Origin of the sequence: Microcoleus sp. PH2017_05_CCC_O_A (genome assembly GCF_020738785.1) — a bacterium.
GTDB lineage: Bacteria > Cyanobacteriota > Cyanobacteriia > Cyanobacteriales > Microcoleaceae > Microcoleus.
In genome coordinates this window covers 21,662-38,289 of the sequence record NZ_JAEQCB010000013.1, presented here as the reverse complement: position 1 = coordinate 38,289, position 16,628 = coordinate 21,662, and the positions used below count along the sequence as shown (strand labels likewise).

At 45.8% G+C, this 16,628-nt stretch carries 14 protein-coding genes; 8 read left to right on the top strand and 6 right to left on the bottom strand.

All coding sequences use genetic code 11. The features are described 5' to 3' along the window. Positions 1-81: 81 nt before the first annotated feature. Together JGK20_RS04395 and JGK20_RS04390 are read left to right on the top strand one after the other, a co-directional pair. Positions 82-1,650 carry a hypothetical protein gene (locus tag JGK20_RS04395; RefSeq protein ID WP_293189493.1) on the top strand — a complete coding sequence of 523 codons (1,569 nt, stop codon included), beginning with the start codon at positions 82-84 and terminating at the stop codon, positions 1,648-1,650. 134 nt (positions 1,651-1,784) lie between these two features. Further along, the gene (locus JGK20_RS04390) at positions 1,785-2,351 is read left to right on the top strand and encodes a hypothetical protein (protein ID WP_293175414.1); all 567 of its coding nucleotides are present in this window, start codon (positions 1,785-1,787) and stop codon (positions 2,349-2,351) included. A gap of 380 nt (positions 2,352-2,731) precedes the next feature. Here the strand turns inward: JGK20_RS04390 and JGK20_RS04385 are convergent, their stop codons facing one another. Next, a complete protein-coding gene (locus JGK20_RS04385) occupies positions 2,732-2,980 on the bottom strand; it encodes a hypothetical protein (protein ID WP_293204400.1) in 249 nt (82 codons plus the stop codon). 25 nt (positions 2,981-3,005) lie between these two features. On the opposite strand from JGK20_RS04385, the gene JGK20_RS04380 reads away from it, so the two are divergent. Together JGK20_RS04380 and JGK20_RS04375 are read left to right on the top strand one after the other, a co-directional pair. After that, complete coding sequence (locus JGK20_RS04380; RefSeq protein WP_293175416.1) at positions 3,006-4,361, top strand: ATP-binding protein; 1,356 nt, start codon at positions 3,006-3,008, stop codon at positions 4,359-4,361. Positions 4,362-4,474: 113 nt separating this feature from the next. After that, positions 4,475-5,851, top strand: coding sequence for an ATP-binding protein (locus JGK20_RS04375; protein ID WP_293223734.1), 1,377 nt, complete (start codon positions 4,475-4,477; stop codon positions 5,849-5,851). A gap of 183 nt (positions 5,852-6,034) precedes the next feature. Here the strand turns inward: JGK20_RS04375 and JGK20_RS04370 are convergent, their stop codons facing one another. Next, entirely contained in the window at positions 6,035-6,820 is a 786-nt protein-coding gene (locus tag JGK20_RS04370) for an ion transporter (RefSeq protein WP_293175420.1), read from the bottom strand. A gap of 110 nt (positions 6,821-6,930) precedes the next feature. Here JGK20_RS04370 and JGK20_RS04365 point away from each other — a divergent pair, with 110 nt between their 5' ends. Further along, positions 6,931-8,667, top strand: coding sequence for a pentapeptide repeat-containing protein (locus tag JGK20_RS04365; RefSeq protein WP_293229487.1), 1,737 nt, complete (start codon positions 6,931-6,933; stop codon positions 8,665-8,667). A 246-nt stretch (positions 8,668-8,913) separates the two neighbouring features. Here the strand turns inward: JGK20_RS04365 and JGK20_RS04360 are convergent, their stop codons facing one another. Both JGK20_RS04360 and JGK20_RS04355 read right to left on the bottom strand, forming a co-directional pair. Then, on the bottom strand, positions 8,914-9,537 hold the full coding sequence (locus tag JGK20_RS04360) for a DUF4276 family protein (protein ID WP_293175424.1): 624 nt from the start codon (positions 9,535-9,537) through the stop codon (positions 8,914-8,916). Next, entirely contained in the window at positions 9,531-10,727 is a 1,197-nt protein-coding gene (locus tag JGK20_RS04355) for an AAA family ATPase (protein ID WP_293175426.1), read from the bottom strand. Before JGK20_RS04355 ends, JGK20_RS04360 begins: the two co-directional genes overlap by 7 nt. 343 nt (positions 10,728-11,070) lie before the next feature. Between JGK20_RS04355 and JGK20_RS04350 the strand changes: the two genes are divergently transcribed. Next, a complete protein-coding gene (locus JGK20_RS04350; protein ID WP_293175428.1) occupies positions 11,071-11,415 on the top strand; it encodes an NAD(P)H-quinone oxidoreductase subunit M in 345 nt (114 codons plus the stop codon). Positions 11,416-11,812: 397 nt separating this feature from the next. Beyond that, positions 11,813-12,994, top strand: coding sequence for a transposase (locus JGK20_RS04345; protein WP_293175430.1), 1,182 nt, complete (start codon positions 11,813-11,815; stop codon positions 12,992-12,994). A gap of 61 nt (positions 12,995-13,055) precedes the next feature. On the opposite strand, the gene JGK20_RS04340 is transcribed toward JGK20_RS04345, so the two are convergent. After that, positions 13,056-13,361: a hypothetical protein gene (locus JGK20_RS04340; RefSeq protein WP_293175432.1), complete on the bottom strand. Its 306-nt coding sequence runs from the start codon at positions 13,359-13,361 to the stop codon at positions 13,056-13,058. Between the two features lie 253 nt (positions 13,362-13,614). Further along, positions 13,615-13,815, bottom strand: coding sequence for a hypothetical protein (locus JGK20_RS04335; RefSeq protein ID WP_293175434.1), 201 nt, complete (start codon positions 13,813-13,815; stop codon positions 13,615-13,617). 285 nt (positions 13,816-14,100) lie between these two features. On the opposite strand from JGK20_RS04335, the gene JGK20_RS04330 reads away from it, so the two are divergent. Continuing rightward, the gene (locus JGK20_RS04330; RefSeq protein ID WP_293229484.1) at positions 14,101-16,470 is read left to right on the top strand and encodes a protein phosphatase 2C domain-containing protein; all 2,370 of its coding nucleotides are present in this window, start codon (positions 14,101-14,103) and stop codon (positions 16,468-16,470) included. Positions 16,471-16,628: the final 158 nt, after the last annotated feature.

Genomic DNA, 16,628 nt, shown 5'->3' with positions numbered 1-16,628 from the left:
GAGTTGGAAGCGCGTCCTGGCCTGAATGAAATAGAAAAAATGGGCGGTTAATTTTACAGCAGGAAAAGGAGAGAAACATTTGTGAGTATTTTTAACAAAAAAATTAATCCTTCATCCTTCGCTATTGGGCAATTCAAACAGCCGATCGACCGGGTAGCGATTTTCCTCATCCTACTGCTGAGCGTCTTAATGGGACTGCTGCTGCTGAGTGGCGATCGCACAGCGCCCAGAGTGCGAGATTTTACTTGGGAGAACAAACAAATCGGCGCCGCAGATACCGGCTTTATTCTCAACTTCTTTCGGCCGATGAACCACTCCACCGTCGAGGAAAACTTAAAACTAGAACCGCCCCTCCCAGGTAAATTCAGTTGGGCCGGCAGGCGGATGGCTTACACCCTCAAAGATCCAGCACCCTACGGTGTTACCTACACCTTAAAACTCGCCGGCGCCACCGACAAGTATTTTGGAGAAAACAACCAAAACAAAGGAACGCCAATTCAACCGTTTAGCAGTTCCTTCCGCAGCCGCGATCGAGCTTTTGTTTACATCGGCGTTCAAGGCGAAACAGAAAGCAGATTAATGCTAGTCAATCTCAGCAGCAGCAACTCGAAACCGATACCGCTGACTCCCAAAGATTTAGTTGTCACCGATTTTAAACCGTATCCCGAGGGCGATCGCATTTTATTCTCCGCCACAGATCGATCGATCGCCCGCACAGGCGGCACCCTAAATCAAGAACTATTTACAGTCACCACCGGCCTCAATCCACAATCCCCCGGATCCCAAGCCCAACCAGCACAACCAGCAGGTAGAATCGACAAACTCTTAGACTCCAAAGACTACCAAAACCTCAAATTCGACCTCTCAGCCGACGGAAAAATCATCATTATCCAGCGCGTCAACCGCCGCAATCCCGGCGATTTCAGTCCTTGGATTTTGGAAGAAAAAGTCGCGCCCAAACCCTTGGAGAACCAACAAGGCGGAGATTTTATGATTCGCCCCGACAGCAAATCGATGGTAATATCTCAAAAACAAGGATTAGCGATCGTCCCCCTCAAACCAGAAGCAGATCCAGTAGAATTTTTGCCGAAATACGAACAAGTATTGGGGATGGCCCGCGACAACTCCGCCGCCGCCTACGTTAAATACAACAGCGACTACACTCGATCGCTCTTTATTTTAGACAACCAAGGCGCAGAACAAGAAATACTGCGGATTCCCGGTAGCATCATCGCCGTTTATTTCGATCCGCGCAAAGACAAAGACAACCAATTCCAGCGTCTCTACTGCTTGCTAGCCGAACGCCTCAAAACCGCAAGCTACAAAGAACAGCCTTTCATCGCCGCCATCGACCTCAAAAAAGAGGGCACTCGTTTGGTAGGAACCATCAAACCGCTGCTGGTTTTGCCAAACCAACTAGATACCCAAATCAGTTTATCTCCCGACGGGCTGGCATTAATTTTCGACCAATCAGTCACAACAGCAAAACCCACAGCAGCAGACACTCCCCGCAACGATAGCGGACAGTCGATCGCCACCAGTCGCCTCTGGCTGCTACCCTTATTAGAAATACCCGCAGACAACTCTCCCGCAAAAGTACAGCCAGAAGAACTTCCCTTTGCCGGCTATCACCCCCGCTGGCTGCCGTAAACAGATTTTAGATTTTAGATTTTAGATTTTAGATTCACTTGATACTAAGCCATACTTGAAGTATGTGGTAAACATCAAAAACTTTAAAAAGAACTCCCCAGCCTACAATCTCAAAGCTAAAATCTAAAATTACCATGACTCCCGAAGAAATTAGTAATACCCTTAAAGACTTATTTGGCGAAAATGTTGAGACGCCTGCTGCCACTTCTTGGCAAGTCCAAACCCCTAAATTTCGGCTTTTAGTCCTGCTTTCAGAAGACGGAAGTTGGTTGCGGATTTTGCTACCCATCGCCGATGCCCAAGAAGCTCAACCGTTTTTCGAGAAACTGCTAGAAGCTAACTTTGACACCACCCTCGAAACTCGCTACGCCATACATCAAAACGTTTTGTGGGGAGTGTTTCAGCACAGTTGCGCTACACTCGCCGCCGCCGATTTCTCGGCCGCCATCACCAGACTGCTAGCTTTGCAAGAACAAGGTTTGTCCGACTTTTTCGGCGGTTTAATCGAAAGCCGCATCCGTCAAATCATCAAAGCAGCCAAGATGCAGGGACAATCCATAGAAACCACCCTTCAGACTTTAGATCGTTTTTACGCAGAGGGATTGATGGGCGAAATGGAACTCGGGCGAGAGTCTCGCGAACAGACTCTCGGCGCTTGGCGCTATCAGCTAGAACGCCTCTGGCCCGAGGTGGAACCCTGAGAGGATTTTAGATTTTAGATTTTAGATTTTAGATTGCAGATTGCAGATTGCAGATTGCAGATTGTAAATTGCAAAAAATAAACGGTAGTAAGACGGTAATCGGAGTTGGGAAGTTCCCTAAAGTTGCATTTATTTAGAGTGGTAGGGCAGCAACGCCCGACGGTTAGGACTTTCTTAATTCCTGAAACCCTTGCATTTGATTGCTTCTTGTTTCTGGCTGATTCCGATTTTACCTTTGCCCTTAGGGCGCGGATTGGACGATCGCCATCCGCCCCCTAGATCCCTCGATCCATGCCCGTATATTCACCAATTGCCCGCTATCGCTGCTCTCCAATTCCCTACCATCACCCAAAAATGGTATAACGCATAACCAAAGTGCCTTAATGATTTTTTAAGATTTCCCAAAACAGGCGATCGCATGGTATATCATGGTAAAAAGTTAATAACAAAGCTCCGTAAGTTCCACAAAAGCTTCGATCGTTTAACATTAATTCAGAAACCAAATCTTTAGCAGACAATGCCAGGGCGATCGAGTTTTCCAATCCGGTGCTGCTGTAATTTTTTAAATTAATAATTACCCACCACCAATTACCAGTTACCAATAAATAGCAACTAAAGTTATCCATCATACAAAATTTAACAGGAGTTTCATCTATGTTGGCTGTGCATCAGATTAGCTCGGAGTTATCAGTGCTACACATACCTGCAATTTGTACTTGGAACATCTCCTTAGAATCAACTCTCCTCGACTTGCCTCTCTACAACTGCCAAATAGAATTAACTCAACAGGCAAAAGAAGTAGCCCAGGCTTTTGAAGAAAATTCCATGCTTCCAGGCGTCATGTTGACCAATATGGGTACTTTTGTCGGCATCATATCCAGGCGTCAATTTTTTGAAAAAGTTAACCGTCGCTACGGGTTAGAAATGTTTTTCAAGCGACCGATAGAGGTATTGTACAGATTTTCTAGGCAAGAGCTACTGGTGCTTCCCAGCAGTAAATTAATAGTAGAAGCCGCCCAGGAATCGCTTTACAGATCAGTAGAATTAGTTTACGAACCTGTAGTAGTCGAAGTGGCACCCCAGACCTACAGACTGTTAGACGTACACCAATTAATGGTTGCTCAATCAATAATTCATCAATTGACAAATAAATTGCTCCACGAACAAACCCAAGCCAAACTTATCCAAACCGAAAAGATGGCGAGTCTGGGGAGGATTGTAGCAGGTGTAGCCCACGAAATTAGAAATCCGCTCAACTGTATTTGGGGAAATTTTACTTTTCTGCTGTCCTATTTTGAAAACTTGCTTCAGCTAATCTCGGTTTATGAAGCAGAATATCCGGAACCGTGTCCCCGAATTGATGCCCTCAAAGAAGAAATAGAATTTGATTTTTTACAAGAAGATTTGCCAGTCACCTTAGAAGGCATGAAGTGGGGAGCCTCACAATTACTAAAAATAGTCAACGGTTTGCACCACTTCTCTCACATGGATGAGACAAAGCCAGTAGAAATAGACATTCACGAATGCGTGGAGATTACAATGTTAATTCTGAAAAATCGCTTTAAAAATGGCATAGAAGTGGTAAGAAAATACGGCGAACTGCCGCTAGTTAACGGTTACTCGGGTCAATTGAGTCAGGTGTTTTTGAATTTGTTAGTTAACGCTCTAGACGCCGTGACAGAGTATGCAGCCGATCGCGAACTAGATACAGAGTGCGCGGATAACTGGCAGCCCCAAATCCAAATTACGACTAAAGTGGTAGAAACCGCAGAGGGCAAGTGGGCCGCCATTGGGATCGCCGATAACGGGCCCGGCGTTACCCCAGAAAATCAGCAGCACATATTTGACACATTTTTTACCACTAAACCAGCAGGCAAAGGCAGCGGTATGGGGCTGGCAATCAGCCATCAAATCATCACAGAAAAGCACGGCGGCAAACTCAAATTGCGATCGCAGCCCGGCCAGCACACCGAATTTGAAATACTCCTGCCGATCGTTGGCAAAACATGATTAACTCAAGAACAGCCTTCAGGTTCGGCCATCCAAGTTAAGCGCGATCGGCTAGCTTAGTAGTTAAGTCCTCATTTTGCTTTAAGAGCGTGTTTCGGCAACTAAAAGTTTCAGTGGCAAATACATTAAGTCCCAAACTCCTCGGCCCTTCACTCTCCGAAGGCAGCCATCAAGATCTTTCCCTAGAGTCTACCCTCCAAGATTTGCCCCTGTATCAATTTCAGGTTAAATCGAGCTGCTTGGCCGTAGTAGTTGCCGAAATCTTTGAACAGAATCGCCCAATCCCGGGAGCCGTATTGATAGAAGCAGGAAAATTGGTCGGGATGATATCCCGCAGACAACTGCTGGAATATTTGCTCAAACCCCAAGGCCCCGAGCTATTTTTGCACTTACCGCTGAAGGTTCTCTACAGTTACGCTCGCGTCGAAATATTATTGCTTGCAGAGAGTACAACCATTTTGGCAGCGGCTCAACAAGCTCTGCGTCGATCGCCCGAATTGCAGTCAGAACCAATCGTAGTCCAAATCGACTCCCAATCTTACCGACTCTTAGATCCTCACGCACTAAACATCGCCTACTGGCAAATTCGCGGCATAGAAACTCAAGTCCGCTACGAAAGAGCCCAAACTCAAATGATTCAAAGCGAAAAAATGGCCAGCTTAGGTCGTTTAGTCACCGGAGTAGCCCACGAAATTTTAGATCCGGTAGGCTTCATTTGGGGCAATTTAACCTACATCAGCGAATACAGCAAAAACTTAATGCAGTTGCTCTCAGTTTACGACGCGCACTGTACCAATCCCCCGCCAGAAATAGCACAGCTAAAAGAAGATATAGACTATGACTTTTTGCAAAACGATTTTCTCCGAACAGTTACCAGCATCAAAGCCGGAGCCGAACGTTTGAGGAAATTAGCAAGCAGTTTGCAAAACTTTTGCCACATCGACGATGTTTATCCCAAACCAGCCGACTTGCACGCCAACATAGATAGCATACTTTTGCTGCTCAAAAGTCGTTTGACCAGGGAAATCAGAGTAGTCAAAAACTACGGATACCTGCCGCCAGTTCAGTGCTATGCAGGACAGCTAAACCAAGTATTTATGAATATCTTGACCAATTCTATTAATACATTAATTAACGAAGCAGTCGGTCAAGAATTGGCGAAAGAGTTCAAAGGTGGAGTAATAAAAGACTTCGAGCGCCAGCCTCAAATTGAAATCACAACTCAAGTCTGCTGTCCCGAACCTGCGAGTGATTTGGATAAACTACACGTTCGCTGGGTTTCGATTCGCATAGCAGATAACGGCCCAGGAATGTCAACTAACAAGTACAATAAAATCTTAGAATCATTCTCTACCGAAAAACGTGCCCTCAAAGAAACTAGCTTAGCCGTTAGCTATCAAATAGTGACCGGCAAACACGGCGGCGCCTTCAGAATGCGATCGCAATTAGGCATCGGTACCGAATTTGAAATCTTGTTACCGCTAGCTTAAAGAAGTCATTAGTCAGTAGTTATTGGTTATTAGTTATTAGTTATTGGTTATTGGTTATTGGTTATGAGTTATTAGTTATTGGTTGGTTCTAATAACCAATGCCCAATGCCCAATGCCCAATGCCCAATGCCCAATGCCCAATGCCCAATGCCCAATGCCCAATGCCCAATGCCCCATTCGCAATTACCTCTTACCATTATCTAACTGAGTGCCGCATATTTTACAGAATTTAGCATTAGCATCATGTACAGACCAACCGCAACCCGTACAAACAGTTTCTACCTGATTAGCACTTTTAACTAACTGCTTGATCAAATCCCCCAATTGCCAAGGAATCAGAGCAATCCCCGTCACAATCATCAAAATAGTCAGAAAACGACCAGATTCCGAAATCGGAGTAACATCACCGAATCCCACAGTCGTCATCGTCACAACCGAGAAATAAACAGCGTCCAAAAAAGTCCCAAAACCTTCAGGATTTTCGGGATGTTCAACTTGATAAATCAAACCAGAATAAACAAAAATTATCGCCAGCAAAGTAAACAGAATTCTGGAAAAAATCACTCCATCTTCGCTGCTGATGCGAAAAACAGAATTTTTCAATTCCAGAAAGCGGATGAGTCTAAGAATTCTAAACCAGCGAAAAATCCGAATAAAACTGACATTGACAAATCCAAAAAAGAATGGTAAAATCACCAGCAAATCGACGATAGAGAAAAAACTAAAAATAAACTTAATTTTATAGTCAGCGCACCAAAGTCGCAGTAAATACTCGACAGCAAAAACAACTAAAAGGGCGGTGTCGAGAGTTTGTAATTTGATTCTAACGGATTGGGAAATCGGATAAGTTTCAGCGATAAAGCTGGCGGAAGAGAGGAGAATTAGTCCGGTAATAATTAAACTAACGGTTCTCCCTGTGGGCGTTTCAATATCTTCTAGATAAAATGCAATTTGTTTCCGGTTTAACATAAATAATCTGTATTGTAGGCTGGGTAGGGACACAATATTGTTGTATCCTCTCTAACTAATAGCTTAAAATATTTAAAGCGCTAATTTCAAATATCAGGTAATTATTGAAGATGACTATCGAATTAACGAAGGGTGACAGATTTAATCTTTCTAAGGAAGCTCCTGATTTCAATAAAGTTGCGATCGCCCTGGGGTGGCAAGTCAGCCAGACAGCACAAAATTACGACATTGACGCATCTGTTTTCATGTTAGGCGCTGACGGTCGAATTCCCGACGAAAAATATTTTGTATTTTACAACAATTTGACATCCCCAGACGGTGCAGTGCGACATTCGGGAGACAGTGCGACTGGACAAATCGAGGGAGATGACGAGACGGTTTATGTGGATTTGAGTCTGATCGATGCTGCTGTTGAGGAAATTGTGTTTGTTGTTACCATTCACGAGGGACAGGCAAAGAATCAAAATTTTAGTCAAGTCAGAAATTCGTTTATCCGGCTTTACAATCTCAAGACTGGTAGCGAACTGGTTCGGTATAATTTAAAAGAGGTTTTTTTGCAAGAAACGGCTTTAGAGTTTGGACGTTTGTACAGAAAGAATGGTGAATGGAGATTTCAGGCTGTAGGACAAGGATATAATGCTGGATTGCAAAGTTTTGTGGACAAGTATCATGTTGAGAAAGCAGTTGAGAAGGGCGCGAATGCTGGTGGGAAGGTTGATGATGCTGAGGTTTTGAGGCGTTTTTGCGATCGGGTGGACAAGCAATTGCGAGAAGAGGCGGCGGGAGAGTCTGTTGCTAATCCTGTGAATGCTGATAATTTAGAAGTAGATGGGGATGTAGATAGTTCAGTTCAAGAAAGTCAGGAACCGGCACTGACTGCTGAGGAATTTTGGCGGCGGTGTAGAGACGGAGAACGAGATTTTACAGGCGTTAACTTAGCAGGAGTGGATTTGAGCGGAAAAATTCTGGAATCTCCCATTAGTTTCAGTCAAGCAAACCTGAGTAATGCCAACCTGAGTAATGCCAACCTAGTCAAGGCAAACTTGATTGGAGCTAACCTGCAAGAGTCAAACTTAAGCTCAACCAATCTGCAACAAGCTGATTTGATAGAGGCAAAGTTAAGCAGTGCGAATCTAACTAAGGCAAAATTGGAGTATGCAAAACTGATTCAAGCAAATCTCCGTCAAGCAATATTAAGCGATGCAAACTTCACAGGAGCAAACCTCACAGGGGCAAATCTCAGTGGAGCAAACTTAACAGGGGCAAATTTTGCGGCTGCTAACCTAACTGCTACCAATCTAAATAGTGCTAACCTAACTTCTGCCAATCTAAATAGTGCTAATTTGGCAGGAGCAGATTTAAGCAAATCAAATCTAAACAACGCAAGCCTAAGTGCTACTAATCTGACAGGCGTTGAATTGACAGGTGTAAGTTTTATGGGAGTAGACCTTACGAACGTTAACTTGAAGGTCGCTAACCTCACAGGTGTAAGCTTTGTTGGAGCTAACTTGAAGAGAGCTAACCTCAGAGGTCTTGACCTGAGAGGTGTTAATCTTATTGGGGTAAGTTTGGTCGGATTAACCCTAGATAGCATCAACTTGAGCGGGCAAAACTTAAGGTGGTTCAATCTATGTGGAACTAGCTTGAGCGGTGTCAATTTGAGTGAAGCCGATCTAACTTCAGCAGACTTGCGCGGGGCAAACTTGACAATGGCAAACCTAGAGAAAGCTAATCTGAAGGAGGCTAATTTGGCGGGAGCAAACTTAACAGGAGCAAAGATGGAAGGTGCAAAACTAACGGGCGCAATTATGCCAGACGGCAGAACTTACAAGAGAACTCGCAAATAAATTAATGTGTGTAATAAAAACTTCAATCCTTATATTTCTGGAGTGACGCATTGCGACTAAAGAAACCGGGTTTTTTGCCGAATCTGTCGCCCCAAACCCATATTTTCGCGAAAAAACCCGGTTTCTGGCCCCTGTACTGGATTTAAGCACTGCGACTCTGAGAAACCGGGTTTTTTGCCGAATCTGCGGGCTGAAACGAAATATCTCGAAAAAACCCGGTTTCTGGGCCCTGGCGCGCAAGTCGTTCTAGTTGCCTTGTTCCATTAGTTCGGTGAGAATTCTAAAAATACGATCGCACTCTGAAGAAGCCTTGCGAACTTTGTCAGCATCCAACAGTTCTAACAGCTTGGAAGCGTGCTGTATCTTTTGATATTCGCCTTTCGATTTTGTGTCGCGGGTAGCTGCTTTCATACTTGGTTCTAACAAATCCTTTTCAATCATCTCTACATTCCTATTTTTAGGAATCGCATTTTCTTTAAATCCCTGCCCGTAAAATCTTTTCAAAGTATCAATATCAGCAATTAACCAAGCTTCCATCGCTTGAACCATCAGATAGCAATAAGTGTCATCCACCCCAGGCGAATCCCAATTATCCCTCGACTTCAAATGCTCCCAAGGCGACTGCTTTACAGGTGCTTCTGAGTCAACTAAAAGGATGACAAAGGCATTTGGGTGATCTTCCAAAGCATTCTTAAAATTCCTGAAAGCATGATTCCTAGAACCGCAGAGAATGATCTGCCACTTGATTTTCTTGCTTTGGGCAACCTGCACCAGTTCTTTGAAAAAACTGCTAAATCCTTGTCGGAGCAATTGCTTTGTATTCTTGCCATCGCCGCCACCTTCGATGTAAATGCGAACCTCCTTTACCATCGGTTTCCCCCGATTTCTCCCATCCGCCAGAGGTCTCCCAAACTGTAATTCTCAAGCCATTTTTTTAGTCGATCGCCATCGAGACGATTTAGGTGACTTCCTCTATCATCTCGATCGCATATTAACACAGACTCAGGACTCAGCGCCGACACTAAAGCATCGGAATGAGTTGTCACAATCAATTGCGTGCGCTGTGAAGCTTCGATTAGCATTTCAGCAATCGCAGGCAAAATGTCGGGATGCAAGCCAATCTCCGGTTCTTCAATACAGATAAGTGGCGGTGGAGTTGGATCTAGGAGTAAAGCTATTAAGAATAAATAACGCAGCGTACCGTCTGATAAACGGGTTGCGGGAATTGGCTGAATCAATCCGGTTTCGCGGATAAATATCTGGACAGTACCGCCATAAATCTTGATACTCAGTTCTTCGGCTGCATCGTAAAATAGTTTTAATTTTTCAATAATCTGCCTGCTTCCTAATTGATACTGTAAGTTGTTTAAAACCAGTCCTAAGTTGCCACCATCTTCTAAAAGTGGATGTTCCGGCAAATCAGTTTGTTGAGCTTTTCTCGATACTGAATCTCTCCCTGTCTGCCAGTTACGATATAAACCTATTTGGGAAAATGTATTACCCAGATATGATAGCTCTGGATATTGTTCTGGATCTTTTCTTTGAGATAAGATTGATTGATCGGGAATGATGTCTTCTCGCCGCAGAGTCCGCAACTTTCTTGTTTGCTCGTTGTCCTCTGTAACGTTGATAACTGGGCGCCCCCAATTATTATGACGGTAATAAAAAAATGGCTCGCTTTCTGAACTATAGCGCGGTTCCATATCTTCTATAGCTTCGTCCACTACCTCAAGTCTCTGACCGGATGTGGTAAAACTAATCTGATAGCGCAGTGGCATCGCTCGTTCTGGGTAATCTAAAATAGCCTCAATTTTTGCTGTAGGAATACCTTTTTCACCTTTCCACAAAAAATCGCTGATGCCTCCGCCTTGACGGATCGGAGCAGGTAAGTCTGTAGGTGTTGCCTTCAACACTCCCATCGCTTCGATTAAGTTAGACTTGCCCGATGCGTTAGTACCGATCAACACGTTTAATGGTTGCAGTTCAATTGTTTCCCCCTCACTTCCATAGGAAAGGAAGTTTTGCAGTTGCAGGGAGTGAATAAATTTCTTGCCTTCCACCTTGTCCTCCTAGGCGAATTCTCAACTATTATACATTGCGAATGCTTTCGTTTTTAGTGTTGAATTAAGTAAGTCTCAAAACTAAAATGTTTGTAGTAAGGACTGAAGTCCTTAAAAATAGAAGGACTGAAGTCCTCACTACGAACCTGACTGCGAACATGAAAATACGATCGCCCTTCCCCCCTTTCCCCCTCTTCCCCTCTCTCTTCTTTTGCGACAAGAGTGCTTACGCGCGGCTTCGCCTAACACGTCTTCGCGGTTCAATCCTCCTCATCCCCAGTTCCCCGCGCATCTCCCAGCCATTACAATAGGTTCAGGAAAAAATCTTTACAAATAAGAACTCATGCAGCTCAAGTCCACCACCCGCCATATTCGCATATACACCGCCATCCTCGAAGACAACGAACTCGTACCCAGCAACGACCTTTTGACGATCGACATTGACCCAGATAACGAACTCAACTGGAACGACGAGTCAGTCAAACAGGTATATGCCAAATTTGACCAACTCGTAGACTCATACGAGGGCGAAGACTTGACGGAATACAACCTCCGCCGCATCGGTTCGGAATTGGAACACTTGGTGCGATCGTTCTTACAAAAAGGCCAAATCAGCTACAACCTCAACAGCCGCGCTGTCAACTACAGCATGGGACTTCCTCAAGTTGATGCCAAAATTCACCTCTAAGGGGAGACGGGGAGACGGGGAGACGGGGAGATTAAAAAAATCTTCCCTCTTCCTTCTTCCTAATGACTAATGACTGCTGACTAATGACAACTGACAACTGACAACTGACAACCGACAACTGACCGAAATCATCCAGGATACAAGCCCCCGGATTCATCCGTGGAGAAATAAAAAACCTGTATCCGATGAAACTTGCCCCCCGAATTTATCCGTGGGGTCAATGCTTCAATCTAAAATTCTTCAATCTAAAATCTAAAATCGATTGACCGAAGAAATGGGTACAAGCCCCGTCCTTCCTGGACGGCTTTCAAGTCTTAGTCAAGCAGAATCAAAAGCTTCATCGAGGATTCTGAATAAATACATATCCGTTTATTCAGAGGAAGGCTAGAATGGTTTTATGCTGAATTTAACCTACGAGTACAAACTCATTCCGACCGACGCGCAGCGCGAAACCTTCGACCAGTGGCTTGATATTTGCCGCAAGGTCTACAACTTTGCATTGCGTGAGCGAAAAGATTGGGTTAACTCCCGTAAGTGCGATGTTGATTCATGCAGCATCAAGCAGGAGTACATCATCACGAATGATGCACCCCGACCCACTTTTGCTCGTCAGTGCAAAACACTCTTCGAGGCAAAGAAATCAATCCCTGAATTGAAGCTGCCTCATACCCATGTCTTGCAGCAAGTGTTGCGTCAACTCGAAGCAGCGTTTGTCGCAATGTGGGAACGGGGTCACGGTTTCCCTAGATTCAAAAAAAGGATGAGATCGTTTGTCTTTCCGCAACTGAATTTAGAATCCGTGAAACGATTCGATGGTGAGGATTGGGTCAATCTTCCTAAGATTGGTTTGGTCAAAATGCACTTGTCGCGTCCCATTCCTGATGGCTTTGAGGTCAAGCAAATTCGTGTTGTGAAACGCGCATCTGGCTACTATGCGATGCTCACGTTGCAGTGCGATGTCGAAGTCCCTCAAGTTTCACCATCAGGTCACGGACTAGGCATTGATTTGGGGTTGGAACATTTTCTAGCAACGTCTGATGGTGAGTTGATTGATAGACCTCGATTCTTTGTGGATGGACAACGCAAGCTGAAATTGCTGCAACGTCAACGGTCGCGCAAGAAAAAGGGTTCTAGAAAATTTCGTCAACTCCAACATCAAATTGCTAATCATCACGAATACATCTCGAATAGCCGCAAGGACTTTCATTTCAAAACCGCTCATCATCTATGCGACCAAGCGCAGACTGTGTTTGCTGAGGACTTGAATCTCAAAGCGATGTCAGCCGGAATGCTCCGCAAGCACACTCTGGATGCAGGGTTTGGACAGTTCCTCAACCTCTTGAATCATGTTTGTTTCAAGAGGGGTGCATACTTTGCTAAGGTCAATCCTAATGGAACAAGTCAAACTTGTCCTAGATGCCAGACGCACACAGGCAAGAAGGAACTGTCTGAACGGATGCACAAATGCCCTGAGTGTGGGTTTGAAACGAATCGAGATGTAGCAGCCGCGCAAGTGGTTTTGCAACGTGGATATACAGCGGTGGGACACATCGCAGTGAATTTTGGGGAGGGCAAGTAGCATGAGCTATCCTGATGAACCAAGAATCCCCAAGCTGCAAGGCAGGGGAGTTGTCAATAGATCAATCTTCCTCACTCCCCACCGTTTCTGCGTCTTTCCCGCTATTCTTGGGAGTTACCGCACAATTGGGATCGCGCTGCAAAAACTGTTTTACCGCAACTTGGCGGTTGGTCATAAACTGACCCCAAGCGCCCGGAAATAGCCCATCCAAGGTTTCCACCAGCGCCCATACCTCAAGATTCATCACTTGGTAATAAAAACCGTGAGAATGCTTAATCTTAGTCAGCATTTCGTCTACCTCGACGGTCGGGAGCAGCTTCGGATCGGGCAAATTCTCGGGAATGGTACTGGACTCTTGTACGGGCATGGTTAGTAACTCAACAGCTTGCAGAGGCCGATCGATTTTAAATTTGAGATTTTAGATTTTAGATTGATACCACAGATGAATCTGGGGGCTTGAACTAATATCTAATTTTTTGTGCTGCTTGCGACTCCTGTCGGGGGCTGGCATCGGTATGCGGGTAACGTTAAATTTAACTAGACAGGCGAAACTCAGGCACTAGGCACCGATCGCCCTTCGCGACAAAAGTGAGAATTGATACTTATTTATACCTGCTGGCTCAGGGGACTTCTACGTACCTGCATCCTAGCATTACAGTCAGTTCAAAGTCTCTATTCCCGCTCAAAGTCGCGATTGCTTCGTCCATTGGCACGATCGGGAATATGCTAAAAACATCGCGCCCTTCAGCTTCCTGACTTCGGTTCCGTCGCGCCTGAGTCAAGCTATGAAAGCCGATCGCCAGATTTATCCGAGCGCCCACAAAATGGTAGACTGTTTTTGTCAGTACAAGACATTAAAACTAACTGCTGGACTGGGGGAAAGTCACGCCTAAAACATTATCTGGAGAAATCACAGAGCACCGAAAAGTGCTAGCTTGGTGAGCCTAGGAACCTGAAAAATCAGGAGATTAGCACTGTAAAGTCTTAAGAGTCCCCGCGTGCTGAGAAAGCGGGGGTGTAAAATAATCGCCACGTATCAACCCATCGAGGTTCAAGCGCTAGAATAGTTCAGATCAGCACTGGGCCCAAAGGCGTCAGGAACCCTTATGCAAAACTCTGTGCCAAAACACTATTTGTGGGCTGTAGGTGAAGGGATCAAAGCTTGTAAGCCGGGCGATCTGATCGCGGGTCGCTATTTGCTCAAGCGCGATCGACTTCTTGTCGATACTCAACCGGAACAGTTGCCGGAAATGCCCGAAGAGATTCCGAGTTCGATCGCTCCTTATCTGAGACTGTTTGCCTATCAGTTGCACGTACCTCAAGTATACGGACTGGTATCGTCCCGGCTCAGCAAGCTCTCGGGAGATATCTGGCTGCTGGAAAACGCACCTATTTTAAAGGTGACGGAATCATTAATGCCGGAATTGGCGGACACCTGGAAAGGGGCAGCCGCCATGCGACAGCTCAATTGGCTGTGGCAAATTGCCAAAGTTTGGCAGCCGTTTATCGCTCAGGGCGTGGCTGCGACGCTGCTGACTCCGGAACTGCTACGGGTGGAAGGGCAATTAGTTCGGTTTTTGGAATTGCAGCCCGATCCCAAACCGCCTAGTTTGTCGCAATTGGGCAAATTGTGGCAGCAGTGGATCGATGATGCTCACCCCGCAATCGCCAATTTTTTGCGACAGCTTTGCCAGCAAATGGTGGCCGGTCAAGTGCGCCACGGCGAACAACTGATGGGCCAATTGGATAAAGCTTTGGCAAAATGCGGCCGATTTTACGATCGGACTGTGGAAATTGCCACGGGCACGGATGTCGGTAGAGCGCGGGCTCACAACGAAGATGCTTGCTATCCGCCCGATGGTACGGTGTTTGCCGGAATTCCGGGATCGGAAGCTTGTGCGATCGTCTGTGACGGTATCGGCGGACAAGACGGCGGCGAAGTCGCTTCGGAATTGGCGATTACTGTGCTGCGGGACAAGTTGCTGCAAATGCCCCTGCATCAAGCTAATTGGGACCCGCTGAGCCTGACTTCCAAGCTGGAACGGGCAGCTTGTGCTGCTAACGACAAAATAGCGGGTCGCAACGACACGGAACACCGCCAAGGCCGCCAGCGCATGGGTACTACCCTGGTGATGGCTTTAGCGCACATTCACGAGCTCTATGTCGCCCACGTGGGAGACAGTCGGGCTTACTGGATTACCCGCACCGGCTGCTATCAAGTTACTCTCGATGACGATGTGGCTTGCCGCGAGGTGCGTTTGGGCTACTCCCTCTACCGGGATGCTTTGGAACAAGTGGCCGCCGGAGCTCTGATTCAAGCTTTGGGCATTACTTCTTCCAACACTCTGCACCCGACGGTGCAACGTTTTCCGGTGGATGAGGATTGCGTTTTGCTGCTGTGCTCCGACGGTTTGAGCGATAAAGACCGGGTTGAGCAATGTTGGGAAGAGGAGATTTTGCCGATTCTCGACGGTAGCATTACTGTGGCGAAGGCGCGCGATCGACTGATCGAGATTGCTAATACTAGAAACGGTCACGATAATGTCACTGTAGCTTTGATTCACTGTCAAGCACATTTGAGGGAAGAAAGCAATACTTTGACAGAATTGTCTGTCGCACCTTTAGAAGTGCCGATGGAACTAATTGCTGACAGCGAGGATATGCCAACCGATTTGACGGAAAGCCCCAGCCTTAGCGATACGAATTCTGAAGTGAAAACGCAGTTAGTACGATCGCCCGACAAAGGCAAAAGTATATTTACGCTGCTGGTAAAAATAGTATTTTTGTTGGGTTTGGGGGGTGTATTTGCTTATTTTTTCATTCCTCCGGTGGGTCGGGCGATCGATACTGCCGGGGAGTCGCTTTTCGGTAAACGCCGTTTAACTAATCCTATAAACGGGTCGGGGAAAATAGTTGAATCTGCACCTACTGCGAGCAAGTCTTTAGAAAAAGGCACGTTTATAGAGATTAAAAGTTCTGCGACTGGGGAATTGGATCCATTGGGCGATCGCTTGAATTTGCGAGTCGCCATCGGTGACTCGCCCATTAAGGGAACAGTCCCCGCGGGCAGCATTTTGCAGGTAACAAACAAACAGCTTACGCCTCAAGGCAACTGGCTGGAATTGAAAGTTTGTTCTATTCCTGAAATAGGGCGATCGAACTCTCCCAAGCCCAAGTTAAATAAGGATTTTTCTAATGTTTCAACACCAGCAGTCAGTCCATCTCCGGCGGTAGCAAGTTCCTCGCCATCTCCGGCGGTAGCAAGTTCCTCGCCATCTCCGGCGGTAGCAAGTTCCTCGCCATCTCCCACGGTTAAACCAACAGTGGGAGTAGAAAGCGCCAAATTGCAAGCGGGGGAAATCGGATGGATTCAAGAACAAGATGCTGTTTCTCAGATAGCAACTAATCCGAGTCCCAACCCGAATCAACAGGGGAAATGCGCTGTTGCTTCTGACTCAAATCCCAAAACTAATTAAACTGTTAAGGCTGGAGTTTCAGTTGACAGTTGACAGTTGACAGTTGACAGTTGACAGCTTGAGGGCTACCTCTCCATAAAAGGAAGAGGATTGAAATAGTGAATAATTTTGTTTTATTTCCCACCTAAAAGGAGGAGGCTTTAAACCCATTCTTCTTG

What these genes read in the sequence shown, in the direction of transcription:
- JGK20_RS04390 (WP_293175414.1), top strand. Translation starts at nt 1,785, where the DNA reads ATGACTCCCGAAGAAATTAGTAATACCCTTAAAGACTTATTTGGCGAA.
- JGK20_RS04385 (WP_293204400.1), bottom strand. Translation starts at nt 2,980, where the DNA reads ATGATGGATAACTTTAGTTGCTATTTATTGGTAACTGGTAATTGGTGG.
- JGK20_RS04380 (WP_293175416.1), top strand. Translation starts at nt 3,006, where the DNA reads ATGTTGGCTGTGCATCAGATTAGCTCGGAGTTATCAGTGCTACACATA.
- JGK20_RS04370 (WP_293175420.1), bottom strand. Translation starts at nt 6,820, where the DNA reads ATGTTAAACCGGAAACAAATTGCATTTTATCTAGAAGATATTGAAACG.
- JGK20_RS04365 (WP_293229487.1), top strand. Translation starts at nt 6,931, where the DNA reads ATGACTATCGAATTAACGAAGGGTGACAGATTTAATCTTTCTAAGGAA.
- JGK20_RS04360 (WP_293175424.1), bottom strand. Translation starts at nt 9,537, where the DNA reads ATGGTAAAGGAGGTTCGCATTTACATCGAAGGTGGCGGCGATGGCAAG.
- JGK20_RS04350 (WP_293175428.1), top strand. Translation starts at nt 11,071, where the DNA reads ATGCAGCTCAAGTCCACCACCCGCCATATTCGCATATACACCGCCATC.
- JGK20_RS04345 (WP_293175430.1), top strand. Translation starts at nt 11,813, where the DNA reads ATGCTGAATTTAACCTACGAGTACAAACTCATTCCGACCGACGCGCAG.
- JGK20_RS04340 (WP_293175432.1), bottom strand. Translation starts at nt 13,361, where the DNA reads ATGCCCGTACAAGAGTCCAGTACCATTCCCGAGAATTTGCCCGATCCG.
- JGK20_RS04330 (WP_293229484.1), top strand. Translation starts at nt 14,101, where the DNA reads ATGCAAAACTCTGTGCCAAAACACTATTTGTGGGCTGTAGGTGAAGGG.